21 protein-coding genes are annotated in these 22766 nt (G+C 61.6%); 12 read left to right on the top strand and 9 right to left on the bottom strand.

Annotated features, from left to right (window positions below):
• Window positions 1-24 precede the first annotated feature (24 nt).
• The 6 genes from Q8L50_RS06720 (at window position 25) to Q8L50_RS06695 (ending at window position 6082) form a co-directional block, all read left to right on the top strand.
• Complete coding sequence (locus tag Q8L50_RS06720; protein WP_305347889.1) at window positions 25-1131, top strand: S-(hydroxymethyl)glutathione dehydrogenase/class III alcohol dehydrogenase; 1107 nt, start codon at window positions 25-27, stop codon at window positions 1129-1131.
• 16 nt (window positions 1132-1147) lie between these two features.
• Window positions 1148-2062: an alpha/beta fold hydrolase gene (locus Q8L50_RS06715; protein ID WP_305347888.1), complete on the top strand. Its 915-nt coding sequence runs from the start codon at window positions 1148-1150 to the stop codon at window positions 2060-2062.
• Window positions 2059-2928, top strand: a complete 870-nt coding sequence (gene fghA, locus Q8L50_RS06710; RefSeq protein WP_305347887.1) for an S-formylglutathione hydrolase — start codon at window positions 2059-2061, stop codon at window positions 2926-2928. The genes Q8L50_RS06715 and fghA overlap by 4 nt, the downstream gene beginning before the upstream one ends.
• 235 nt (window positions 2929-3163) lie before the next feature.
• Window positions 3164-4159 carry a TRAP transporter substrate-binding protein gene (locus Q8L50_RS06705; RefSeq protein ID WP_305347886.1) on the top strand — a complete coding sequence of 332 codons (996 nt, stop codon included), beginning with the start codon at window positions 3164-3166 and terminating at the stop codon, window positions 4157-4159.
• Window positions 4160-4271: 112 nt separating this feature from the next.
• Window positions 4272-4793: a TRAP transporter small permease gene (locus Q8L50_RS06700; RefSeq protein ID WP_305347885.1), complete on the top strand. Its 522-nt coding sequence runs from the start codon at window positions 4272-4274 to the stop codon at window positions 4791-4793.
• 5 nt (window positions 4794-4798) lie between these two features.
• Window positions 4799-6082, top strand: a complete 1284-nt coding sequence (locus tag Q8L50_RS06695; protein ID WP_305347884.1) for a TRAP transporter large permease — start codon at window positions 4799-4801, stop codon at window positions 6080-6082.
• A gap of 33 nt (window positions 6083-6115) precedes the next feature.
• Here the strand turns inward: Q8L50_RS06695 and Q8L50_RS06690 are convergent, their stop codons facing one another.
• On the bottom strand, window positions 6116-7207 hold the full coding sequence (locus Q8L50_RS06690; RefSeq protein WP_305347883.1) for a PA0069 family radical SAM protein: 1092 nt from the start codon (window positions 7205-7207) through the stop codon (window positions 6116-6118).
• A gap of 134 nt (window positions 7208-7341) precedes the next feature.
• On the opposite strand from Q8L50_RS06690, the gene Q8L50_RS06685 reads away from it, so the two are divergent.
• Window positions 7342-8373 carry a hypothetical protein gene (locus Q8L50_RS06685; protein WP_305347882.1) on the top strand — a complete coding sequence of 344 codons (1032 nt, stop codon included), beginning with the start codon at window positions 7342-7344 and terminating at the stop codon, window positions 8371-8373.
• Between the two features lie 157 nt (window positions 8374-8530).
• Here the strand turns inward: Q8L50_RS06685 and Q8L50_RS06680 are convergent, their stop codons facing one another.
• From Q8L50_RS06680 to Q8L50_RS06660, 5 genes are all read right to left on the bottom strand, one after another.
• Window positions 8531-9577: an acyltransferase gene (locus Q8L50_RS06680; RefSeq protein ID WP_305347881.1), complete on the bottom strand. Its 1047-nt coding sequence runs from the start codon at window positions 9575-9577 to the stop codon at window positions 8531-8533.
• A gap of 23 nt (window positions 9578-9600) precedes the next feature.
• Window positions 9601-10563 carry a nitronate monooxygenase family protein gene (locus Q8L50_RS06675; RefSeq protein ID WP_305347880.1) on the bottom strand — a complete coding sequence of 321 codons (963 nt, stop codon included), beginning with the start codon at window positions 10561-10563 and terminating at the stop codon, window positions 9601-9603.
• 111 nt (window positions 10564-10674) lie between these two features.
• Window positions 10675-12465, bottom strand: coding sequence for an acyl-CoA dehydrogenase (locus Q8L50_RS06670; RefSeq protein ID WP_305347879.1), 1791 nt, complete (start codon window positions 12463-12465; stop codon window positions 10675-10677).
• A gap of 88 nt (window positions 12466-12553) precedes the next feature.
• Window positions 12554-13486, bottom strand: coding sequence for an electron transfer flavoprotein subunit alpha/FixB family protein (locus Q8L50_RS06665; RefSeq protein WP_305347878.1), 933 nt, complete (start codon window positions 13484-13486; stop codon window positions 12554-12556).
• A 14-nt stretch (window positions 13487-13500) separates the two neighbouring features.
• Window positions 13501-14250: an electron transfer flavoprotein subunit beta/FixA family protein gene (locus Q8L50_RS06660; protein WP_305347877.1), complete on the bottom strand. Its 750-nt coding sequence runs from the start codon at window positions 14248-14250 to the stop codon at window positions 13501-13503.
• Between the two features lie 376 nt (window positions 14251-14626).
• On the opposite strand from Q8L50_RS06660, the gene Q8L50_RS06655 reads away from it, so the two are divergent.
• The 3 genes from Q8L50_RS06655 to Q8L50_RS06645 all read left to right on the top strand — a co-directional run bounded on the left by Q8L50_RS06655 (window position 14627) and on the right by Q8L50_RS06645 (window position 17496).
• Window positions 14627-15637 (top strand): TRAP transporter substrate-binding protein, encoded by a 1011-nt coding sequence (locus Q8L50_RS06655; protein WP_305347876.1) that lies wholly within the window; start codon window positions 14627-14629, stop codon window positions 15635-15637.
• Window positions 15638-15721: 84 nt separating this feature from the next.
• Window positions 15722-16207, top strand: a complete 486-nt coding sequence (locus tag Q8L50_RS06650; RefSeq protein WP_305347875.1) for a TRAP transporter small permease — start codon at window positions 15722-15724, stop codon at window positions 16205-16207.
• Window positions 16204-17496, top strand: coding sequence for a TRAP transporter large permease (locus tag Q8L50_RS06645; RefSeq protein ID WP_305347874.1), 1293 nt, complete (start codon window positions 16204-16206; stop codon window positions 17494-17496). The genes Q8L50_RS06650 and Q8L50_RS06645 overlap by 4 nt, the downstream gene beginning before the upstream one ends.
• 50 nt (window positions 17497-17546) lie before the next feature.
• Here Q8L50_RS06645 and Q8L50_RS06640 read toward each other — a convergent pair whose 3' ends face one another.
• Genes Q8L50_RS06640 through Q8L50_RS06630 form a run of 3 tightly spaced genes read right to left on the bottom strand, consistent with a single transcriptional unit; the run spans window position 17547 to window position 20609 of the window.
• Entirely contained in the window at window positions 17547-18863 is a 1317-nt protein-coding gene (locus Q8L50_RS06640) for a mechanosensitive ion channel family protein (RefSeq protein WP_305347873.1), read from the bottom strand.
• Window positions 18848-19639, bottom strand: coding sequence for an enoyl-CoA hydratase (locus tag Q8L50_RS06635; RefSeq protein ID WP_370869760.1), 792 nt, complete (start codon window positions 19637-19639; stop codon window positions 18848-18850). The genes Q8L50_RS06640 and Q8L50_RS06635 overlap by 16 nt, the downstream gene beginning before the upstream one ends.
• A 16-nt stretch (window positions 19640-19655) precedes the next feature.
• Window positions 19656-20609 carry a histone deacetylase family protein gene (locus Q8L50_RS06630; protein ID WP_305347872.1) on the bottom strand — a complete coding sequence of 318 codons (954 nt, stop codon included), beginning with the start codon at window positions 20607-20609 and terminating at the stop codon, window positions 19656-19658.
• A 29-nt stretch (window positions 20610-20638) separates the two neighbouring features.
• On the opposite strand from Q8L50_RS06630, the gene Q8L50_RS06625 reads away from it, so the two are divergent.
• Window positions 20639-21559, top strand: coding sequence for a MoxR family ATPase (locus Q8L50_RS06625; RefSeq protein ID WP_305347871.1), 921 nt, complete (start codon window positions 20639-20641; stop codon window positions 21557-21559).
• On the top strand, window positions 21556-22557 hold the full coding sequence (locus Q8L50_RS06620; protein ID WP_305347870.1) for a DUF58 domain-containing protein: 1002 nt from the start codon (window positions 21556-21558) through the stop codon (window positions 22555-22557). The genes Q8L50_RS06625 and Q8L50_RS06620 overlap by 4 nt, the downstream gene beginning before the upstream one ends.
• Window positions 22558-22766 lie beyond the last annotated feature (209 nt).

The following is a 22766-nucleotide window of genomic DNA, read 5'->3' as shown; positions in this document are numbered from 1 at the left end:
CACGAATCATCACCACGCACCCACATGAAAACCAAAGCCGCCGTCGCCTGGAAATCTGGCGAACCCCTGAGCATCGAAACCGTCGACTTACAGGGCCCCAGGTTCGGCGAGGTACTGGTCGAGATCAAGGCCACCGGTATTTGCCACACCGACTACTACACCTTGTCTGGCGCCGACCCGGAAGGCATCTTCCCGGCTATCCTGGGCCATGAGGGCGCGGGCATCGTGGTCGATGTGGGCCCCGGCGTGACCACGCTCAAAAAAGGCGACCACGTCATTCCGCTGTACACACCGGAGTGCCGCCAGTGCAAGTTCTGCCTGTCGCGCAAGACCAATTTGTGCCAGCTGATACGCGGCACGCAAGGCAAAGGCCTGATGCCCGATGCCACCAGCCGCTTCAGCCTGGACGGCAAGCCGATCTTCCACTACATGGGCACCTCCACCTTCAGCAACTACACGGTGGCGCCCGAGATCTCGCTGGCCAAAATCCGCAAGGATGCGCCCTTCGACAAGGTCTGCTACATCGGCTGCGGCGTGACCACCGGCATTGGCGCGGTGCTGTTCACCGCCAAGGTCGAAGCCGGGGCCAACGTGGTCGTCTTCGGTCTGGGCGGCATCGGCCTGAATGTGATCCAGGGCGCGAAGATGGTCGGCGCCGACAAGATCATCGGCGTGGACATCAACCCGGCGCGCCAGGAGATGGCGCGAAAATTCGGCATGACCCATTTCATCAACCCGAAAGAAACCGACAACGTGGTCGATGCCATCGTGCAACTGACCGACGGCGGCGCCGACTACAGCTTCGAATGCATCGGCAACACGCAGGTCATGCGCCAGGCGCTGGAGTGCACACACAAGGGTTGGGGCCGCAGCATCATCATCGGCGTAGCCGAAGCCGGCGCAGAGATCAGCACCCGGCCGTTCCAGCTTGTCACCGGCCGCAAGTGGGAAGGTTCGGCCTTTGGTGGCGCGCGCGGCCGCACCGACGTGCCGAAAATAGTCGACTGGTACATGGAAGGCAAGATCAACATCGACGACCTGATCACCCACACCATGCCGCTGGAAGACATCAACAAAGGTTTCGATCTGATGAAACGCGGCGAGTCGATTCGCGGCGTGGTGCTGTACTGACAGGACGCCACCGACCATGACCAGCCTTCACCCCCTGCGCCAGGTCAAGGCCGGCGTACTTGACGTGGCCGTCTACGAGGTGGGGCCGGTGGACGGCCCGCCAGTGTTCCTCATGCACGGTTTTCCGTACGACATCCATGCCTACGCTGAGGTGGCGCCTTTGCTGGCCGCCCGGGGATGCCGCGTGTATGTGCCCTTCCTGCGCGGGTATGGCGCGACACGTTTCCTCAGTGACGCCACGCCGCGATCGGGCGAGCAGGCGGCCTTGGGCGCTGACCTGCTGGCCCTGATGGACGCATTGGCGGTTCCGCGCGGGGTGCTGGCCGGCTACGACTGGGGCGGTCGTGCAGCCTGTGTGGTGGCCGCTCTCTGGCCCGAACGATGCGCCGGGCTGGTTTCACTGAACAGTTACAACATCCAGAACATAGCGACGGCCATGGTGCCGGACTCACCGGAGAATGAACGCAGTCTTTGGTACCAGTACTACTTTCACAGTGAGCGCGGTCGCGCCGGACTGGCGGCCGACCGGCGCCGCGTATGCGGTCTGCTCTGGAAGTTATGGTCGCCCACCTGGAATTTCGATGCTGCCACTTTCGAGCGCAGCGCTGCCGCATTGGACCACCCGGACTTTGTTGAGCTTGTGATCCACTCCTACCGTCATCGGTTTGGCCTGGTCGCAGGCGACCCGGCACTGGCAGACATCGAGCGGCGGCTGTCGGCGCAGCCGCCGATCAGCGTCCCCAGCATCACCTTCGACGGCGCCGATGACGGCGTTCGTCCGCCGGCCCCGGCCGAGCAACACGCGCGCAAGTTCACAGGCCCCCGTTCGCATCGGGTTGTCCCCGGCGTGGGCCATAACCTGCCGCAGGAAGTACCCAAAGTGTTTGCCGATGCGGTGCTTGAACTGGTACAGCATGGCTTTGCCACATGATCGGGACACCTCAACTCCTCAGCCAACATGCCTGCTTCGGCGGCGTGCAGCTTTTTTACCAGCATGACTCAGCCATCGTGGGTCTGCCAATGAAGTTTTCGGTCTTTCTGCCGCCTCAGACCGTCATCGACAACGCAGGTGGTCAAGTGCCCGCGCTGATCTACCTGGCCGGGCTGACCTGCAATGAGGAAACCTTCATGACCAAGGCAGGCGCGCAGCGGCTGGCCGCCTCGCTGGGCCTGGCGCTGATCGCCCCCGACACCAGCCCGCGTGGCGCCAACGTGGCCGGCGAGGCCGATAGCTGGGACTTTGGCCTTGGCGCCGGTTTTTATCTCGATGCCACGCAGATGCCGTGGTCGCAGCACTACCGCATGGAAAGCTACATCATCGACGAGTTGCTGCCGCTGCTGGATGCCATAGTGCCGCTCAAGCCGGGGCGCATCGGGATTTTTGGCCATTCGATGGGCGGCCACGGCGCCCTTACCCTGGCCCTCAGACACCCCGGCCTGTTCAAGTCAGTCTCTGCACTTGCGCCCATATGTGCACCCAGCCAGTGCCCATGGGGGCGCAAGGCGTTTACCGGCTATCTTGGGCCTGACACCACAAGGTGGGCACGCCATGATGCCAGCGTATTGATGGCCAGCCTGAGCGCTGCGCCCTACCCCGGCGGCATCCTGATCGACCAGGGGCTGGCCGATAAATTTCTCGAGCTGCAGTTGCACCCCCATCTGTTTGAGGCAGCCTGTCAAAAGGCGGGCCAGGCGTTACAGCTGCGCGGTCATGCAGGGTATGACCATGGCTACTACTTCATCGCCACCTTCATGGCCGACCACCTGAACCACCACGCGCGGCAGTTGTCGGAGTAACACGATCGCGGTGTGACCTGGCACCGTCGTCAGCTCACAAGTGCAAGCCACAGCCAGGCCCCGTCCGGTCGTCGGCGCATCCCATCCCTGAAAAGCAAGGTACCCCATCCAGCGCTTGCGGGGAAACTGCGCCTCGCTGAAATTTCCATGGAATAGAATAAAAATGCGATAAGTTGAACAAATAGAATAAATATTCTATGATTGCGTGCGCTTCAAAAACCATCAGGAGACAAACATGTTATTTCGACGCCATTTCCTACTGCCGGGTGCAACGGCACTGCTGGCCCTCGCCCTGGGCCTGCCATCCGGCGCACTGGCACAAACCAAAACCGTCTGGAAAGCTTCAGACGTTCACCCGCTGGGCTACCCCACGGTTGAGGCCATCGTGCGGATGGGCAAGAAGCTGGAAGCCGCCACCAGCGGCCGCATTTCGATCCAGATGTACCCTTCCATGCAACTCGGCGGTGAGAAGGAGATGATCGAGCAGGCGCAGGTAGGCGCGCTGCAGATCGCGCGGATATCCGTTGGCGCCATGGGGCCGGTGGTGGACGAGCTGAACGTCTTCAACCTGCCCTTCATCTTTCGCGACGAGAACCACATGCGCAAGGTCATTGATGGCCCGATTGGCGATGAACTGCTGGAAAAAATCAACAGCAACCCGGCCTCACGCATCGTGGCGCTGGGCTGGATGGATGCCGGCGTACGCAACGTTTATGGCAAAAAACCGGTGACGGTGCCCGCTGACCTGAAGGGCCAGAAAATCCGCATGATGGGGAATCCCATTTTTGTGGAGACCATGAACGCGATGGGCGGCAACGGTATTGCCATGGGTTTCAACGAGCTCTACAGCGCACTGGAAACCGGTGTGGTGGATGGCGCCGAGAACAACCCGCCCACGCTGCTGGCCCAAAACCACTACCTGGTCAGCAAGGTGTACAGCGAAACCGGCCACCTCATCATTCCGGAGATATTCATCTTCTCCAAACGCACATGGGACGGGCTGTCCGCTGACGACAAGGCACTGCTGAAAAAACTGTCACGCGAGACCCAGTTCGAAGAGCGCAAGCTGTGGGACGAAAAAACGGCCACCGCCGAAGGTGAGCTCAAAGCCAAGGGCGTGCAGTTCGTGAAAGCAGACAAGACCGCGTTCTACAAGGCAACCCAGCCCATCCGCGACAAATACGGTGCCAAGTACGCAGCCCTGCTCAAACGCATCGAAGACACCAAATAGCGCGTACCTGGCGCGCCTGCTCTCAAACTGAATTCCGGCAACGCATCATCTGCGTGCGTTGCGGAATTTTCATTTTCACCTGTCCGCACGGGCAGCGTTTCCCGGATCAATCATGACTTTTAAAGCACGGTACACGCGGGCCATGGATTGGCTTTATCTGGCCTGCATGGTGGTGTCTGCCAGCGCGCTGGTGCTGATCACGCTGGCCGTCCCCTACGGCGTTTTCATGCGTTACGTGATGAACGCGGCGGCCAGCTGGCCCGAACCCTTTTCGGTGTTGATGATGGTCATGTTCACCTTTGTGGGCGGCGCGGCAGCCTTTCGGGCCAATGTTCATATCTCTGTGGAGATGTTGACCAGTGCCGTGCCGGCTGCCGTGCGCCAGGGCCTGCTGGTGGCCGCCAGACTGTGTATGGTCGCCACGGCTTTGTTCATGATCGTCTGCGGCATCGAGCTGGTGCGGGTGACCATGGGGCAAACCATAGGTGAGTTTCCCTCGCTGTCTGTCGGTGTCACCTACATGCCCATTCCACTCGGCGGATTTTTCACCCTGCTGTTCATCATCGAAAAACTCTGGATCGGGGAACCACCGGCCACGTCGATGATGTTTCGCGATCAGCCCCTGGCGGAGTAGCCGCCATGATCGAGGTCCTGCTGTTGTTGGGTACTTTTGTGGTGCTGTGCATGGTTGGCATGCCGGTGGCCTACACGCTGGGGCTGGCGGCCATTGTGGGCGCTCTGTGGATCGACGTGCCGCTGGAAGCGGTGATGATCCAGATATCCAACGGGGTCAACAGCTTTTCGCTGCTGGCGATTCCGTTTTTTGTTCTTGCCGGTGCCATCATGGCCGAAGGTGGCATGGCGGTGCGGCTGGTCAATCTGGCGCGCATTTTTGTCGGTGCCATCCGGGGTGGCCTGGCCCTGGTCAACGTGATTTCCTCGACGTTTTTCAGCGGCGTGTCGGGATCATCTGTGGCCGATACCGCATCGATCGGTTCTGTCCTGATACCGCAAATGGTCAAGCAGGGCTACCCCAGGGTGTTCGCGACCAATGTCACCATCTGCGGGTCCGTCCAGGCGGTGCTGATTCCGCCGTCCCACAATGCCGTGCTGTACTCACTGGCGGCTGGCGGGAGCATTTCCATCGCGCAGCTGTTTCTAGCCGGTTTTTTTCCGGGGCTGTTGTTTGGCGCCTGCGTTATCGGTCTGTGCCTGTTTCTTTCTTACCGCCGCGGCTATCCCCGGGGGGAGCCGGTCACACTCAGACAGGCCGGAAAAATCGTCATCGAGGCGTTATGGGGCCTGGTGACGGTGGTGATCATTCTGGGCGGCATTCTGTCGGGGGTCTTCACACCCACGGAATCGGCAGCGGTGGCCTGCATCTACGCATTTCTGGTCACCATGTTCATTTACCGCGACTACCAGTGGAAAGAGCTGCCCCGCTTGCTGCACCGCGTGACCAAGATGGTGGCCATGGTCATGATGCTGATTGCGTTTTCGGCGGTTTTTGGTTACATGATGGCCTTGATGCAGGTGCCGGCCAAGGCGACCGCTTTTTTTGTCAGCGTGGCCAGCAACAAATACCAGTTGCTGTTCATGCTGAACATTCTGCTGATCCTGCTGGGCACCTTTATGGACATGGCGCCGATGATTCTCATCTGCACACCCATCCTGTTGCCGGTGGTTCAGAAATTTGGCATAGACCCGGTGCACTTCGGCATGATTTTGCTGGTCAACTCGGGCATCGGGCTGATCACGCCGCCCGTGGGCCCCACGCTTTTTGTGGGATGTGCGATTGGACGCTGCAGCATTGAAGAAGTGTCCAGGGAACTGTGGCCTTTTTACGGAGCCATGTGTCTTGCCTTGCTGCTGGTGACCTACGTTCCGGCACTCTCGTTATGGCTGCCGGGCATGATCAGGTAGCAGCCTCGCAGGGGGCCAGGCTTGCGGGTGGGGCTACAGGAATAGGCTGCGTTGTGCCGCGACCGCATGCGGGTTGAACTGGCTCAGATCCAGTTCCACCCGCTGGCGATTGAAGCCGAGGCGGTGACAGGTCTTTTCAAAGCGCTGCTTGATCAGGTCGGCCCAAAGCCCGCTGCCTTTCATGCGCGCGGCGAAGTCGCTGTTGTAGTCCTGGCCGCCGTGCATCTCGTGAATGCGCGCCATGATGCGCTCCGCGCGCTGTGGGTAATGCAATGAGAGCCACTGTTTGAACAGCGGCGCCACCTCCCAGGGCAGACGGATCACGGTGTAAAACGCTGAACGCGCCCCGGCTTGCCAAGCCGCCTCCAGCACCTTTTCCATGTCGTCGTTCACAAACGGAATCTGCGGCGCCACGCTGACACCCACAGGCACCCCCGCGTCAGCCAGCGCCCGGATGGTGCGCAGCCGCCGGTGCGGCGCCGCTGCACGCGGCTCCAGCGCGCGCGCGAGTTCAGGGTCCAGCGTGGTGATGGTCACGTACACCGCAGCCAGCCGGTCGGCCGCCATGGGGGCGATCAGGTCCAGGTCGCGCTCCACGCCGCTGGACTTGGTCACCAGCGAAAACGGATGCCGCACCTGCTGCAGCACCTCGATCACGGAACGTGTCAGGCGCAACTCACGTTCAGCGGGCTGGTAGCAGTCTGTGCCCGATCCGATGTTGAGCAGTTTGGGGATGTAGCTGCGTTTGCCCAAGTCGGCGCGCAGCACGTCAGCGATGTTGCGCTTGGCAATGATCTTTGTCTCGAAATCCAGTCCGGGCGAGAGGTTGAGGTAGCTGTGCGTGGGGCGTGCATAACAGTAGATGCAGCCATGTTCGCAGCCGCGGTAGGGGTTCAGGCTGTAGTCAAAAAAGATGTCTGGCGAATCGTTGCGCACGATGGCACTTCGGGCATCTTCAAAGCTGACTTCGGTCTCCAGGCGGGGACGGCCGGCTGCCGCGTCGGCCTGCAGCGTGCCCCAGCCGTCGTCCCAATCCGCGCGTACGTCTTTCTCAAAGCGATGCGCCAGGCGTGTGGCGGTACCACGGCCTTTGATGGCGAGGACGGGAATGATGGCTTCGGCCATGGATTAAAACGCTGGGTTGGACGAGTTTGATTAACTGTATATATAAACAGTATATCCACTACGACCTGTTTTATTCATGGCGCGCTGCTTGTGCTCGAATTGACCGGTCGGGATCCGGAACGTATGCTCGGCTGGTGACAATCCCAACAACTCCGGATGGCAGCAAGCAGGATTTGATCAGCGCCAGCTTCAGCGCATGCGGCTTGAACTGGAAGCAGGCGAGCCTGGCCATTGCGGGTTTGCTGCTGCTAGGCCTGCTTCTGGCGGCTTATGTCGATGGCTACTTCAGGTCTGGCGCCGATTGGAGCTTTTGGCGCCACTCGTATTTCGCGGTGAACGTCATTTACATGCTGGCGGTCGTGCCGGTCAGCAGTCGACTCTCGGACCGGGCGATCAAAGGGATGCAGCCCTTGCTGGACTCCCGCGGATTGACACAGTGCGAGCCGGCTGTTGATCGACGACGTGAATTCGTCGCTCTGCTGACAGGTTTCGTCACCGCCTTTCCCGGTCTCATGCTGTGGCTCGGTCAGGAGCCAACGGCCGATTGGGGGCTGTGGACCAACTGGTACTTCCTCGTGACGGGTTTCTGCGCGAACATCCTGTTCGTCTGGGTCGTGTACAGGGGAGCGGTCCGCGCCCGCACCATTGCCTCGTTGTGCCGGCAAGACCTGAACCTGGATCTTTTCGAGGCCAGTGCGCTGACCCCGTTCGCGCGCTGGAGTCAGGTCAGTTCTCTCGCCTTTGTGGGTGGGATCTGCGTGACATTGCCTTTCCAGACGCTGCAGACGCTGCAGAATCCGGCGGTCGTCGTCTCGTATGCGAGCGTTCTGGTCGCCGCGGTCCTGGTCTTCTTCCTCCCGCTGCGCAGCATTCATGGCGCGCTGCTGCAGTCCCAGGCACGCAAACTGGCCGTTATCCGCGCCAACCTGCAGAAGGCCCGAGCGGATCTGGAACAGAACGCCATCCAGGGCGGTACGGCCGACATCAACCAACTGCATTCCCGGTTTGCCGCCTGGAGCCTTTACGAGGAGCAGGTCAAAACCGCATCGACCTGGCCGTTCAACCACAAGATGGTCAGGCAGGTGCTGGGTTCCACCCTGGTTCCCCTCGGTCTCTATTGGCTCAAGCTGGCAGGGGGCATGGTGGGGCGTCAATTTTTGCAGTGAGCGGGAAGACAACAACTGCCGGCGTGCCCCAGAGTCCATTCCATACATGGTCTGCGCACCAAGTACCGTCAGCTATGAAAAATGTAGCTATCCAAGCAAGCTGCACAAGGGCTGTAGGCCTTTTGGACCTGCAAGTCCGGCCACGGGCCCGATAGACTCATTGCGGCGCCAACGGTGGTTTGCGCAGGCCGCGCCAGGGTGCGCGCGGCGACTCCACCCATCGGTACAGCGCATCACCGGCCAGCAGCGACAGCCCAAACGCCGCCAGCATGCCCAGCGCATTGGCGGCCAGTTGTGCGGGCCAGAAATGGCTCACCACCGCATTGACCATCAGGCAGACCGGGAAGTGGATCAGGAAGACCGAGTACGAGATCTGTCCAAGCCGCAACACCCAGCTTTGCTGCAGCCACCGCGTCGGCCGCGCGCTGCGCTGCAGCCAGACCAGCACCAGCGCCACCACCACCGCGACCAGCAGACGACCCCGGAAGTCCAGCAGCAAGGCGACTGCGCCCAGCCCCGCGATGGCCAGCAGCCAGCGCACGGGCCGCTCGCTTCTGCTCGCCCACCACGCCATCATGCCCAGGGCGTAAGCGCCGAAAAAGTAAAGGCCGGTCGAATCGAGTCCGCCGTGCCGGTTGAACAGGAGCAACGATGACGCTGCCAACCCCAGCACCAGCCAGCGATGGCGCTCGCCCCGCACCAGCGAGAGAACCAGCACGGTCATGGCGAACAACTGAAGGTCGATGGCCACATACCAGATGCCCGCAGAAAGAGCTTCCTGGCCGACCAGGTCCTGCAGTAAAAACAGATGCGCCAGCAGTTGCCAGAGCGTGGGCGCCCCGGGCACTGAATCATGTTGCAACCAGGGTCGCACCATCGTCGCCACCGCCACGGTGATCAGCACCGCCACCACCAGCGGCAGGGCCAGCCGGCGGTAGCGCTTGAGAATCAGGCGAAGCGGTTGCTGGAAGCCGGCCCTCCCCTGAGGCGCGAGCGAACACGCGGCCAGAAAACCGCCCAGCACCAGAAACACCTGCACCGCCATGCGGGCGTAGCTGTAGAACCAGTCCATCAGCGCTGGCGCCGCGCCATGCACCACATCGGACATCGGCCCGTAAAAAGCAAGATGGTGCCAGACGATCAGGGTGCAACCCAGGCCCTTGAGGGCATCAATGCCGGGAAGGCGCCCATCGGCAGCGGTCATGGGTCCGGGGTGAGAATCAGACGCTAGCCGCAGACCCTTGCGCGCGCCTGCTCGTACTCGCGCCTTAGCTGGGCCACATAGTCGGCCGTACTTTGCACCTTGCTGACCGCGCCAATACCCTGGCCACAGCCCCAGATGTCTTTCCAGGCCTTGGACTTGCTGCCTTCTCCACTGGCAAAATTCATGGTCTTTAAGTCGCCGTCGGGCAGGTTGTCCGGGTCCATGCCGGCGGCAACAATGGACGGTTTGAGGTAGTTGCCGTGAACACCGGTGAACAGGCTGGAGTAAACAATGTCGTCGCTATTGCTGTCGACGATGGACTGCTTGTAGGCGTCTGCAGCGCGAGCCTCATCGGTCGCGATAAAGGCCGAGCCGATGTAGGCAAAGTCGGCACCCATGGCCTGCGCAGCCAGCACAGCGCCGCCGGTAGCGATGGAACCCGACAGCGCCAGCGGTCCGTCAAACCACTGCCGGATTTCCTGGATCAGCGCAAACGGACTTTTCACGCCGGCATGGCCACCCGCACCTGCCGCTACCGCGACCAGGCCGTCGGCACCTTTTTCAATCGCCTTGCGTGCGAACTTGTTGTTGATGATGTCGTGCAGCACCACGCCGCCGTAGCTGTGCGCCGCGGCGTTGATGTCTTCCCGCGCGCCGAGCGAGGTGATGTAGATGGGCACCTTGTACTTGACGCACATTTCCATGTCGTGGTCCAGCCGGTCGTTGGACTTGTGCACGATCTGGTTGATGGCAAACGGCGCGGCGGGCTTGTCGGGGTTGGCCTTGTTGTAGGCAGCCAGGGTCTCGGTGATCTCGGCCAGCCAGTCTTCCAACTGAGCCGCCGGCCGCGCGTTGAGCGAAGGCATGGCGCCGACCACACCGGCGATGCACTGGGCAATCACCAGCTTGGGGTTGCTGATGATGAACAATGGCGAGCCGATGATGGGCAGCGGCAAGTTATTCAGCGGTGCGGGAAGTCTGGACATGTTGTCTCCGGTGGTATTCAGGAATATTTTGAGCGAAAAGTGGCAGCAGCCCTTGTCGATCGGGCGACAGAAGCTATCGATTTAATAGCAAATTGGCAATCTGGCACCAGATCAGAAAGCATCAAGGGCCAGCGCCGTCACGCTGTCCGCGCCATCGACAATGCTGTCACGCATGCCGGGGGCCTTGCTGAGCAGGTGGTCGGCGTAAAACACGGCGGTGGTGATCTTGGCCTTCATGAAGGCCACATCGTTGCCAGCGGCCAGCTCCTCCTCAGCCACCAGCAATGAGCGGGCGAGCTGCCAGCCAGCGACGAGATTACCGGCCAGCATCAGGTAGGGCACGCTGCCGGCGAACACGGCGTTCGGCGACGCTTTGGTGTTACCGGCGACAAATTCCACCACATCGACAAAAGCTTCGCGGGCCGCTTTTAGCCGTTTCGCCACAACCTTCGCTGCAGCGCCGCCCTGCTTGAGCAGCGCGGCTTCGGTCTTTTCGATCTGGCCAGCAATGCCCTTGGCAGTCTGGCCGCCGTCCCGGGCTGTCTTGCGCCCGACCAGGTCATTGGCCTGGATGGCGGTCGTGCCTTCGTAAATCGTCAGGATTTTGGCGTCGCGGTAATACTGCGCTGCGCCGGTTTCCTCGATGAAGCCCATGCCGCCGTGCACCTGCACACCCAGCGAAGTGACTTCCAGGCTCATCTCGGTGCTATAGCCCTTGACCAGCGGCACCATGTATTCATAAAAGGCCTGGTTCTGCTTGCGCACGTCCGCATCGGGATGGTGGTGCGAGGCGTCGTAGGCAGCGGCAGCTACGGACGCCATCGCGCGGCACCCTTCGGTGTAGGCGCGCATGGTCATCAGCATGCGCTTGACGTCGGGGTGGTGAATGATGGGCGCACTTGCATTGATCGAACCATCGACCGGGCGGCTCTGTACGCGGTCTTTGGCAAACGTGACGGCCTTCTGGTAGGCGCGCTCGGCAATCGCGATGCCCTGCATGCCCACGGCATATCGTGCCGAGTTCATCATGATGAACAGGTATTCGAGGCCGCGGTTTTCCTGGCCCACGATGTAGCCGACGGCGCCGCCGTGGTCGCCGTACTGGAGCACTGCCGTCGGGCTGGCCTTGATGCCCATCTTGTGCTCGATGCTCACGCAGTGCACGTCGTTGCGGGCGCCCAGCGCGCCGTCCTTGCCGACCATGAACTTGGGCACCACAAACAGGCTGATGCCCTTGACGCCCTCGGGCGCACCAGTCACACGCGCCAGCACCAGGTGCACGATGTTCTCGGCCATGTCGTGTTCACCGTAGGTGATGAAAATCTTGGTGCCAAAAACCTTGTAGCTGCCGTCAGCTTGTGGCTCGGCGCGGGAGCGCACCATCGCCAGATCCGAGCCGGCTTGCGGCTCGGTCAGGTTCATGGTGCCGGTCCACTGGCCGCTCACCAGCTTTTCGAGGTACACCGCCTTGAGTTCGTCCGAACCGGCCGTCAACAGGGCTTCAATCGCGCCGTCGGACAGCAGTGGGCACAACGCAAAACTCATGTTGGCCGAGTTGAGCATTTCGCCGCAGGCCGCGCCGATCGTCTTGGGCAGGCCTTGGCCACCGAAGTCCAGCGGATGCTGCAAACCCTGCCAGCCGCCCTCGGCATACTGCTTGTAGGCCTCCTTGAAGCCGGGCGTCGTGGTGACCACCCCGTCTTTCCAGCTCGACGGGTTTTTATCACCCTCCCAGTTCAGCGGAGACAAGACCCCTTCATTGAACTTGGCGCACTCTTCAAGCACCGCCTGCGCGGTCTCAAACCCGGCCTCTTCAAAACCGGGTATCTGCGCCACCGCATCGATATCAGCCAGGTGTTTGATGTCAAACAGCATGTCCTTGAGGGGGGCTTTGTAGCTCATGTCTTGTCTCCAGTGTGCAGGTGTCGGGCAAGCGCCCGGTCGGCGCAAAAAAGGGCACCGCTCACGATGCCCTTTGCTGTTTCAGAACTTAAAGTGCCGAGACCAGTTCCGGCACAGCGGTGAACAGGTCGGCTTCCAGCCCGTAGTCAGCCACGCTGAAGATCGGTGCTTCCGGGTCCTTGTTGATCGCCACGATGACCTTGCTGTCCTTCATGCCGGCCAGATGCTGGATCGCGCCGCTGATGCCGGCGGCGATGTAAAGCTGAGGCGCAACGATCTTGCCGGTCTGGCCGACCTGCCAGTCGTTGGGCGCATAACCGGCATCGACCGCAGCGCGCGAGGCGCCGAGTGCCGCACCGAGCTTGTCGGCCAGCGGGGTCATGACTTCATTGAACTTCTCGGCACTGCCCAGCGCACGGCCGCCGCTGACGATGATTTTTGCCGCAGTCAGCTCGGGGCGGTCGCTCTTGGCGATTTCGCTGCCGACAAATACCGACTTGCCGCTGTCGGCCTCGCCGCTGACCACGTCCACCGCGGCAGAACCGCCGGTGGCTGCGGCCGCGTCAAAACCGGTGGTACGCACGGTGATCACCTTGGTGGCATCCAGGCTCTGCACGATGGCAATCGCGTTGCCGGCATAAATAGGTCGCTCGAAGGTATCGGCCGCATCCACCTTGGTGATGTCGGAGATCTGGCCGACGTCGAGCAGCGCCGCCACACGCGGCGCGATGTTCTTACCCGATGCTGTGGCCGGGAACAGGATGTGCGAATAGCTGCTGGCCAGCGCGATCACCTGGGCGGCCATGTTTTCCGCCAGACCGTGTTCGAAGTGCGCGCCATCCACATGGATGACTTTGGCAACACCGGCGATCTGCGCGGCGGCCTGGGCGGCGGGCCCGGCGTTCAGGCCGGCCACCAGCACGTGCACATCACCGCCACACTGGGCAGCTGCGGTGACGGTGTTCAGGGTGGCGGGACGGATGCTGGCGTTGTCGTGTTCTGCGATGACGAGGGCGGTCATGTCGATTCCTTCACTTAGATTACTTTTGCTTCATTCTTCAACTTGTCCACCAGCGTGGCGACATCGGGCACCTTGATGCCGGCGCTGCGCTTGGGCGGCTCGTTGACCTTGAGCGTCTTCAGGCGCGGTTTGACATCGACACCGAGGTCTTCCGGCTTGAAGTTGTCCAGCTGCTTTTTCTTGGCCTTCATGATGTTGGGCAGCGTGACGTAACGCGGCTCGTTCAGGCGCAGGTCGGTGGTGATGATGGCCGGCAGGCTCAGGCTCAGCGTTTCCATGCCGCCGTCAACCTCACGCATGACCACGGCCTTGCCGTCGGCCACATCGACCTTGGACGCAAAGGTCGCCTGCGGCCAGCCCAGCAGAGCCGCCAGCATCTGCCCGGTCTGATTGCAGTCGTCGTCAATGGCCTGCTTGCCCAGAATCACCAGTTGCGGCTGTTCTTTCTCGACCAGCGCCTTGAGCAGCTTGGCAACGGCCAGCGGCTGCAACTCTTCGGTGGTCTCAACCAGGATGGCGCGGTCGGCGCCTATGGCCATGGCTGTGCGCAGGGTTTCCTGGCATTGCGCCACACCGCAGCTCACGGCGATGACCTCGGTGACCACGCCTTTTTCCTTGAGGCGGGTGGCCTCCTCGACGGCGATCTCATCAAACGGGTTCATGCTCATTTTGACGTTGGCAATATCGACACCCGTGCCATCGGATTTGACGCGGACTTTGACGTTGTAGTCGACAACGCGTTTGACGGGGACCAAGACCTTCATTGGGAGGGCTCCAGAGTTGATTGAATTGACGTGTACGTAAAGCTTTTGATTCTATGCTGCACCTGCTGGACTTCCCTATAAACAGGCGTTTGGGGGTACTGAGATAGCGGGGATGCAGAAAAAGAACGGTCGTTCTATTTTTATTATAGAGGCCTTGCTATTTCAAATTAGAGACGCACGCCCAAAGTCCTGTTGCCCCGGCGACATGGCAACGTCACAATTAACAGACCGTTTGGTCGGTTAATTGGGGTAAGTAGGGACAGACTGGCGCCAGTCAGTGGCTTAAAGTGGACTTTCCGAATGAAGCAGGGCTTTCAGGCCACTGTCTCAGCCCTTCAACACCTTACCGGTCAGCCCTTGACCGCACGGAGCCTTCATGAAAATCAAATCGATTGCCGCCGCCCTGCTCACCGTTTGCAGTGGCCTTGCTTCCGCCCAGACCGTGCTGACGGTTTCCAGCTGGTTGCCTCCAACCCATACCCTGAGCATGGCCCAGAAAGAATGGTGCGACTTGCTGGAGAAAAACACCGCCGGCAAGATGAAGTGCAACATCCTGCCGCGCGGCGTCACCGCAGCGCCCGGCACCATGGACGCTGTCAAGAACGGCCTGGCCGATGTGTCCTACACGGTACACGGCTACACGCCGGGCCGCTTTGTCTACACGCAGATGTCCGAGTTCCCGTTTCTGGGCAACACCTCGGAGCCAATCTCGGTGGCCTTCAACAAGGTCGCCATGAAATACCCGCAGTTTCAGGCCGAGCATCAGGGCGTGAAAGTGCTCTCGTTCTTCACCCACGGCCCTGGCATTGTGTTCAACACCAAACGGCCAGTGACCAACGTGGCCGAGCTGGGGGGCCTGAAATGGCGCGTCGGCGGCGGCATGGTCAACGAGATCGCAAAAACGCTGGGCATGAACGTGACCCTCAAGCCGGCACCCGATTCGTACGAGTTGTTGTCCGGCGGCGTCATGGATGGCACGCTGTTCCCGGCCGAGTCCACCGAGTCGTTCAAGATCGACAAGATCATCAAATACGCCACCACCTTTCCCGGCGGCCTGTACAACACCAGTTTTGTCTTCATGATGAATCAGGCCAAATACGACAAACTCTCGGCCGACGAGAAGAAGGCCGTTGACGCCATCTCCGGCGAAGTGGCCGCGCGTATTTACGGCCGCGGCTGGGACCGCGTGGACCGCCGCGCCATGGGCCTGATGCAGGCGAACGATGTGCAGGTCGTCAAGGCCGATGCGGCGTTTGTCGCCGACGTCAAGGGCAAGACTGCTCCGCTTGAACAGAAATGGATCAAGGACGCCGAAGCCAAGGGCCTCAAAGACGCAGCCAAGGTGCTGGCTGAGTTCCGCGCTGAAATCGCCCGCCAGGAAAAGTAAGCGGCTGACGCCCGACCGCCAGCCCCGGCGCGGCCTCATGGACAATGAGGGCCGCGCTTTTTTTCATGGATTGAGGCACATAGATTGAACAAGCTCATCGAAAGGGTCTGCGGCCTGCTGGCCGCCACCGCCCTGTTCGCCATCATGGCGCTGACTTTTTTTGACGTTGGCGGGCGCAAGCTGCTTTCCAATTCCATCACCGGCTCCCTGGAGCTCACGGAACTGCTGATGGTGATGGTGATTTTTGCGGCCTTGCCACTGGTCTCGCTGCGCGGTGAGCATGTGGTGTTCGATTCGCTGGATCACTACCTGCCCGAAGCCGTCCGCAAGGTACAACGCGCCTTGATGCAGCTGATCTGCGGGGTTGTCTTGCTGGCCCTGGGCTGGCTGATGTGGCAAACCGGTGGTCAGTACCTGGACACCGGAGAGACCACCGCCCAGCTAAAAATCCTCAAGGCCCCGTTTATCTACGGAATGGCCTTGATGTGCGCCGTGGCCGGCGCGATTCACCTGGGCATGGGGTTGCGCCCTGCCCCCGATTCCGACACGGGTGAAGGAGCCACGCTGTGACCGAAGCCCTGCTTGGTTTTGGCGCCATTTTTGTGCTGGCCTTGCTGCGCCTGCCACTGGCTTTTGCCATGGGTCTGGTGGGCATTGTCGGCATGGGCCTGACACGCGGCTGGATGCCCGCCATGGCCAGCACGGCGCAGGTGGTGCACGAAACCGGTTTTGCCTACACCTTGTCGGTGATCCCGCTGTTCATCCTGATGGGCAATTTTGTGGCACGGGCGGGGCTGGCGCACGAGCTGTTTCACGCAGCTTACTCGTTCATCGGCCACCTGCGCGGCGGCCTGGCACACGCCACCATCGCTGCCTGCGCCGGTTTTGGTGCGATTTGCGGCTCGTCGATAGCGACTGCCGCCACCATGAGCAAGGTGGCTTATCCGTCGATGAAAAAACTGGGTTACAGCGACTCCCTGTCCACCGGAGTGATCGCGGCAGGCGGTACGTTGGGGATCATGATTCCGCCCTCAACCATCCTGGTGATCTACGGCATCGTGACCGAAACCAACATCGGCAAGCTGTTTGCGGCTGGCGTGCTTCCCGGCATTCTGATTGCGCTGCTGCTGATGGTCGCCGTGCTCTTCATGACCTTCATGGACCCCGAACACGCGCCCGCCGGAGAAAAATCGACCTGGCCCGAACGCTGGAAAGCTGTGCGCGGCATCTGGGGCGTGTTGCTGCTGATGGTGCTGGTACTGGGGGGTATTTATGGCGGCGTGTTCACCGCCACCGAGGGCGCAGGCATAGGCGCCGCCGGCGCCTTCCTGTTTGCCCTGGCGCGGCGCCGGCTGACCTGGAAGATCACGCTGGGTGTGCTGGTGGAGTCGGCGCGCACAACCGCCATGCTGTTCACCCTGTTGATCGCAGCGACCATTTTCGCCAATTTCATGAACTTCACCTCCATGCCCAATGACCTCAAGGAGTGGATCACCCACCTGGGTCTGTCGCCGGTGATGATCGTGGCTGCGATGATGGTGATCTACGTGCTGCTGGGCACCGTGATGGAAGAGCTCACCATGGTGTTGCTGACCATTCCGCTGTTTTTCCCGATTGTGGTGTCACTGGGCTTCGATCCGGTCTGGTTCGGTGTGCTGATCGTGATGGTGATCCAGATCGGCCTGATCTCACCACCCGTGGGCATGAACCTGTTTGTGCTCAACACCCTGCTGCCCAAGGTCGGTCTGGGCAGCATTTTCCGCGGTGTCTGGCCCTTTGTGGTCATGCAGGTGGCAGCGCTGGGCATTCTGCTGGCCTTCCCCGGGATCAGCCTCTGGCTGCCTTCTTTCATGAAGTAAGGGAAAGTCCCCGGAAGTGCCGCCCCGGGAGGGGCGCGGCACGGCAGACCTCAGGGGTCCTTGACGTCTTGCGACGGCAGGGACCGCGTGTGAATCACCCGCTGCGGATAAGGAATTTCGACGCCGTTGCTGCGCAAGGACTGCAATATGGCGAGGTTGATGCGCGAGCGCAGGTTCTGCTGCCCGTTCTCGGGGTCCGTCATCCAGTAGTTCAACGTGAACTCCAGCCCGTCGGCCCCGAAATTGGTGAGATTGACACCCGGGCCGGGCTCACGCACCACCCGGTCCTGCGACAGGGCCGCCTCGGTCAGCAAACGCATTACCAGATCGACGTCGCTGTCATACCCCACCGACACCACGGTGGACTGCAGCACGCGTGAATCGGCCAGGGAGAGGTTTTCAATGCGGTTGCTGATGAACATCTCGTTGGGCACGATGGACTCCCGGCCGCCCAACGACCGCACCACCGTATAACGAGCGTTGATGTTGGTGATGCGGCCCTCGAAGTCGTCCACCCGGACGTTGTCGCCGATGCGCACACTGCGCTCGGCCAGCATCACAAAGCCGCTGACGTAGTTGGCCGCCAGTTTTTGCAGGCCGAAACCTATGCCGACGCCGATCGCTCCGCCCAGCACCGACAGGGCCGTCAGGTCGATGCCCACCGCCGACAGCGCCATCAGAAGGCCTACAAACATCAGCACCGCACGGGTGGCGTTGCTGACCGCCTTGCGCAGCGACAGCTCGTTGCCGGTGGCCGAGCGCAGCAAGCGCGTTTCAATCGCCGCGGAAATCCACAGCGCGATCAGGAGTACCACCCCGGCCGTCACGGCCCCCTCCAGCAGGGTGCGTACCGACAGGGTCGAATTGCCGACCTTCCACTTGATGTCGTCCAGTTCCTCCATGATCAGGGGCAGCAGCCCACTGACCCAAAGCACCATGGCAATCCAGGCCAGCCAGGAAATGGTCCGTTCCAGTGCCCGTACCAGAGGCGCGTCCTTGAAGGCCACCTGCAGCACCTTGACCCCCAGGCGAATCACCGCCAGCGACAGCAGTACAGGAACCGCCACTTTGAACACGGCCACTGGGATCAGCCGCGCCAGCAAAATCTGGGCCCCATACGCAAAAGACAGCAGCAGCAGCGGAAACAGTACGCCGTCGATCACGCGACGGCCAAACAGGACGGAGTTTCCGTCAGCCACGAGGTGCGAGCGGCTGGCCACCCGCACCAGCAGCCAGGCCAGCAGCACGCACGCGACCAGCGCTGCCAGCTCGGTCAGGGCACTGGGCTGGGCCAGCGCCGCAAACCATCCGTCCAGCGTATCGATTGGGGCTGACTTCGAAGCCCGGGAGGTCACAGGGCCGGCCATTGGGGCGTCCTTTTGTCGATGAAGGCCTGCACGCCCTCCTGCGCCACCGGGTGAACCATGTTGCAGGCCATGGTCTGCCCCGCCAGCTGGTATGCGGCGGCAATACCGGTTTCACGTTGTTGGTAGAAGAGGGCCTTGCCCATGGCAATCGCCTCGCGCGGTTTGGAAAGAATCGCCAGCAGCAAGCGCTCAATTTCCGCATCCATATCCTGCGGCGCAACCACCCGGTTGACCAAGCCTCGCGCCCTGGCTTCCTCGGCGCCGATGAAGCCCCCGGTCAGCAGCATTTCCATGGCCTGCTTGGCCGGTATGTTGCGTACCAGCGGCACACTGGGCGTGGCGCAGAACAAACCTACATCAATGCCGTTGACGCCAAAACTGGCATCGGTGCCGGCCACCGCCAGGTCACACTGCGCCACCAACTGGCAGCCGGCAGCCGTGGCCACCCCCTGCACCCGGGCCAGCACCGGCACCGGCAGGGCCTGGATACTCAACATCATGCGGGTACATTGCGCAAACAGCTTCTGGTAATAGGCCAGCTCGGGCTGCGCACGCATTTCCTTGAGGTTGTGGCCGGCGCAAAAGGCCTTGCCTTGCGCCGCCAGCACGACCGCGCGTGCAGCCGGGTCACTGGCCACCGCGTCCAGCGCCGCCTGCAGGGCGGCCAACATGTCTTCGCTCAGGGTGTTGAAGCTTGCAGGACGATTGAGCGTGAGCGTGTACACGCCACGCGCGTCGCGGCTGTGCAGCAAGGGGGCTGAAAAATCATTTATCAAGACACTCCTCCTCTGCCTACAAATCTGCCAGCACGCGGATATGGGCTTCCACACTGCGCGCCAGCGCGCCCAGGTTGTAGCCACCCTCGAGCGACGACACAATACGGCCCCGGGCGTGTCGTTTGGCCACCTCCTTGATGCGCTGGGTGATCCATGCGTAGTCCTGCTCGGTCAGACCCAACTGGCCCAGGTCATCCTCGCGGTGCGCATCAAATCCGGCACTGATAAAAATCATCTCGGGCCGGAATGTCTCAAGGCGCGGCATCCACATCATGTCGATCAGCTCGCGGATGTCCATGCCCTTGGTATAGGCCGGCACCGGCAGATTCACCATGTTGCTGGCCTGCACTTCGTCGCCGGTATAGGGGTAATAAGGGTGCTGGAAAAAACTGACCATCAGGATGCGGTCATCGCCGCGAATGATGTCTTCCGTGCCGTTGCCATGGTGCACATCAAAGTCCACAATCGCCACTCGCTTGAGCCCATGCCTCTCGAGCGCATATTTGGCAGCCACTGCAATATTGTTGAAGAAGCAAAACCCCATGGACTTGTCACGGCAGGCGTGGTGGCCGGGTGGCCGCACCGAACAAAAGGCGTTTTCGGCCTCTCCGGCCATCACCGCATCGGTGGCGGCCAGCGTGGCCCCGGCTGCGCGCAAGGCCGCGGTCCAGGTCGACACGTTCATGGACGTGTCCGGGTCAATCTGGGCATGTGTGGGGCCACCGGCCAGGATTTCGTCGGCCAACTGGTCGCTCAGGCCGCGCAGCGCGGCAATCATCATGCGGCCATGCGCCAACTCCAGATCGGCCAGCGAGGCCAGCGGCGCATCGCGCCGGTCCAGCGCGTCCCCGACGCCGGTGATCAGCAGCCGGTCTTCAATCGCGTCCAGACGCTCCGGGCACTCCGGGTGGCCGGCGCCCATTTCATGTTTCCAGCAATCCTTGTGGGTGAAATACGCGGTGGCGTTCATAGAAGAAATTTTGCGGTAAGGTTGAAGGCATGAACGCGAAACAGAAAATCCAGGCACTTTTAAATCAGCTTAACACGGTCATAGTGGGCAAATCGACCCAGGTCCAGGACTGCGTGGCCTGCCTGCTGGCAGGCGGCCACCTGCTGATCGAAGATGTGCCCGGTGTCGGAAAAACCACGCTGGCCCACGCGCTGTCGCGCTCTTTCGGCCTGCAGTTTTCGCGCGTGCAATTTACCGCCGACCTGATGCCCAGCGATTTGTCAGGGGTTTCCATTTACCAGCGCCAGAAGGAGAGTTTTGTTTTTCACCCGGGGCCTATTTTTGCCCAGGTGTTGCTGGCCGACGAGATCAACCGCGCCAGCCCGCGCACCCAAAGCGCGCTGCTGGAGGCGATGGAGGAAAAGCAGGTCACGGTTGAAGGCGAGACGCGGCCGCTGCCTGTTCCGTTTTTTGTGATCGCCACCCAGAATCCACATGACCAGCTGGGCACTTACGCCCTGCCGGAGTCCCAGCTGGATCGTTTTCACATGCGGATTTCGCTCGGCTACCCGGACCGGGCGGCCGAGCGACAATTGCTGGCGGGCAGCGACCGCCGCGAAATGGTGGACAAGCTGCAAACCGTGCTGACGCCGCACGACCTGCTGGAACTGCAGCAGCAGGTGCAGCAGGTGTACGCCTCCGACGCCCTGCTCAATTACCTGCAGGACCTGGTGGCGGCTACCCGTTCGGGCCGCTGGTTTCTGCAAGGTCTGAGCCCGCGCGCCGGCATTGCGCTGGTGCGCGCCGCGCGTGCCCAGGCTTTCCTGAGCGGGCGTGACTACGTGGCGCCGGACGACATCGTGGCGGTGTTGCCACAAACCGTAGCCCACCGGCTGATCCCCGTGAGCGATGCCGGCCGTGGCTCGGTAGAGCAGGTGCGGGCCATGGTGGAGGCCGTGCCCTTGCCATGAACCTAGCTGCCCTGAATCCGTTTCACTTCATTCGGGGGCGCTTCCAGCAATGGTGGCAAAGCCGCCTGCCACTGACCGACAACGTGGTGTTGACCCAGCGCAATGTGTACATACTGCCCACACGGCCGGGGTGGATGCTGGCGCTGACCTTGATGGTGCTGCTGGTGGCATCGATCAACTACCAGCTCAATCTGGGCTACCTGCTGACCTTTTTGCTGGCCGGCAGCGCCCTCACCGGCATGCATGTGTGCCACGGTACGCTGCGTGGACTCGCCATGAATTTGATAGCGCCTCCCGCACATTTTGCAGGAGCTGCAGCCATTTTTGATGTGAAGTTAACGAACACCCGGCGCGCGGCTCGGTATGGAATTGGCTTGAGTGTGCTTCCTGGACCCGACGGGCAACACCCCCCGCACTGGGTCTGGGCCGATGTGCCGGCCCAAGCCAGCCAAAGCGTACAGGTCTCTTTCAAGCCAGCGCGGCGTGGCCTCCACCACCTGCCCACACTCACCGCCGAAACACGGTTCCCGCTGGGCACTTTTCGCGTCTGGACCAACTGGCGCCCGGCTGCGCAAATGCTGGTGTACCCGGCACCGGAACTGCGGGCGCCACCGCTGCCACCCGGTGAGCCACGCTCTGGCGGTGCCGACGCCAAGGCACGCTGGCAAAGCGCCGGTGAGTTCGACGGCGTGCGTGGCTACCGGCGCGGAGACCCGCTCAAGCTCGTGATGTGGAAAAAAGCCGCCAAAGCCGACGAGCAAGGCAACGGCCTGGTGGTGCGCGACACACAACAATCCCAGCGCCACGAGTTATGGCTGGATTTTGCGCAGGCCGGATCAGTGGGTACCGAAGCACGCCTGTCCCGCCTGTGCGCCTGGGTGTTGCAGGCCGACAAGCTGGACCTGAGTTACGGGCTGCGTTTGCCGGGACTGGAGATCAGTCCTTCCAGCGGGGAGGCGCATAAACGGCGGTGTCTGGAGGCGCTGGCTTTATGTTGAGGTTTTCTGCTGTTCTGGTTGGGCTGGTTGAGGCCGCCCTCCATCCGGCGTTTGTGGATCGCCAGCAAGCCGGGGGTTGCCCGGCGGCAACTCACTTTCTTTTGCGTCGCTGTATGGACAGGAGACATGGGAAACAGGTGTGCGAGGACATAGGAAACACTTCTTGCTTGCGATCAACGCAAGGAGAGGCCCATGCCCTGGCAACCGAA

This window comes from Polaromonas sp., from assembly GCF_030680935.1.
Lineage (GTDB): Bacteria > Pseudomonadota > Gammaproteobacteria > Burkholderiales > Burkholderiaceae_C > Polaromonas.
The sequence above is the reverse complement of the archived record's forward strand: the minus strand, read 5'-3'. Positions and strand labels throughout refer to the sequence as shown.

Coding starts and splice junctions, on each gene's coding strand:
- Q8L50_RS06670 (WP_305347879.1), bottom strand. CDS start 12,465: ATGAGCTACAAAGCCCCCCTCAAGGACATGCTGTTTGACATCAAACAC.
- Q8L50_RS06640 (WP_305347873.1), bottom strand. CDS start 18,863: ATGGCCGGCCCTGTGACCTCCCGGGCTTCGAAGTCAGCCCCAATCGAT.
- Q8L50_RS06695 (WP_305347884.1), top strand. CDS start 4,799: ATGATCGAGGTCCTGCTGTTGTTGGGTACTTTTGTGGTGCTGTGCATG.
- Q8L50_RS06675 (WP_305347880.1), bottom strand. CDS start 10,563: ATGTCCAGACTTCCCGCACCGCTGAATAACTTGCCGCTGCCCATCATC.
- Q8L50_RS06655 (WP_305347876.1), top strand. CDS start 14,627: ATGAAAATCAAATCGATTGCCGCCGCCCTGCTCACCGTTTGCAGTGGC.
- Q8L50_RS06690 (WP_305347883.1), bottom strand. CDS start 7,207: ATGGCCGAAGCCATCATTCCCGTCCTCGCCATCAAAGGCCGTGGTACC.
- fghA (WP_305347887.1), top strand. CDS start 2,059: ATGATCGGGACACCTCAACTCCTCAGCCAACATGCCTGCTTCGGCGGC.
- Q8L50_RS06680 (WP_305347881.1), bottom strand. CDS start 9,577: ATGACCGCTGCCGATGGGCGCCTTCCCGGCATTGATGCCCTCAAGGGC.
- Q8L50_RS06620 (WP_305347870.1), top strand. CDS start 21,556: ATGAACCTAGCTGCCCTGAATCCGTTTCACTTCATTCGGGGGCGCTTC.
- Q8L50_RS06660 (WP_305347877.1), bottom strand. CDS start 14,250: ATGAAGGTCTTGGTCCCCGTCAAACGCGTTGTCGACTACAACGTCAAA.
- Q8L50_RS06625 (WP_305347871.1), top strand. CDS start 20,639: ATGAACGCGAAACAGAAAATCCAGGCACTTTTAAATCAGCTTAACACG.
- Q8L50_RS06630 (WP_305347872.1), bottom strand. CDS start 20,609: ATGAACGCCACCGCGTATTTCACCCACAAGGATTGCTGGAAACATGAA.
- Q8L50_RS06720 (WP_305347889.1), top strand. CDS start 25: ATGAAAACCAAAGCCGCCGTCGCCTGGAAATCTGGCGAACCCCTGAGC.
- Q8L50_RS06705 (WP_305347886.1), top strand. CDS start 3,164: ATGTTATTTCGACGCCATTTCCTACTGCCGGGTGCAACGGCACTGCTG.
- Q8L50_RS06665 (WP_305347878.1), bottom strand. CDS start 13,486: ATGACCGCCCTCGTCATCGCAGAACACGACAACGCCAGCATCCGTCCC.
- Q8L50_RS06715 (WP_305347888.1), top strand. CDS start 1,148: ATGACCAGCCTTCACCCCCTGCGCCAGGTCAAGGCCGGCGTACTTGAC.
- Q8L50_RS06700 (WP_305347885.1), top strand. CDS start 4,272: ATGACTTTTAAAGCACGGTACACGCGGGCCATGGATTGGCTTTATCTG.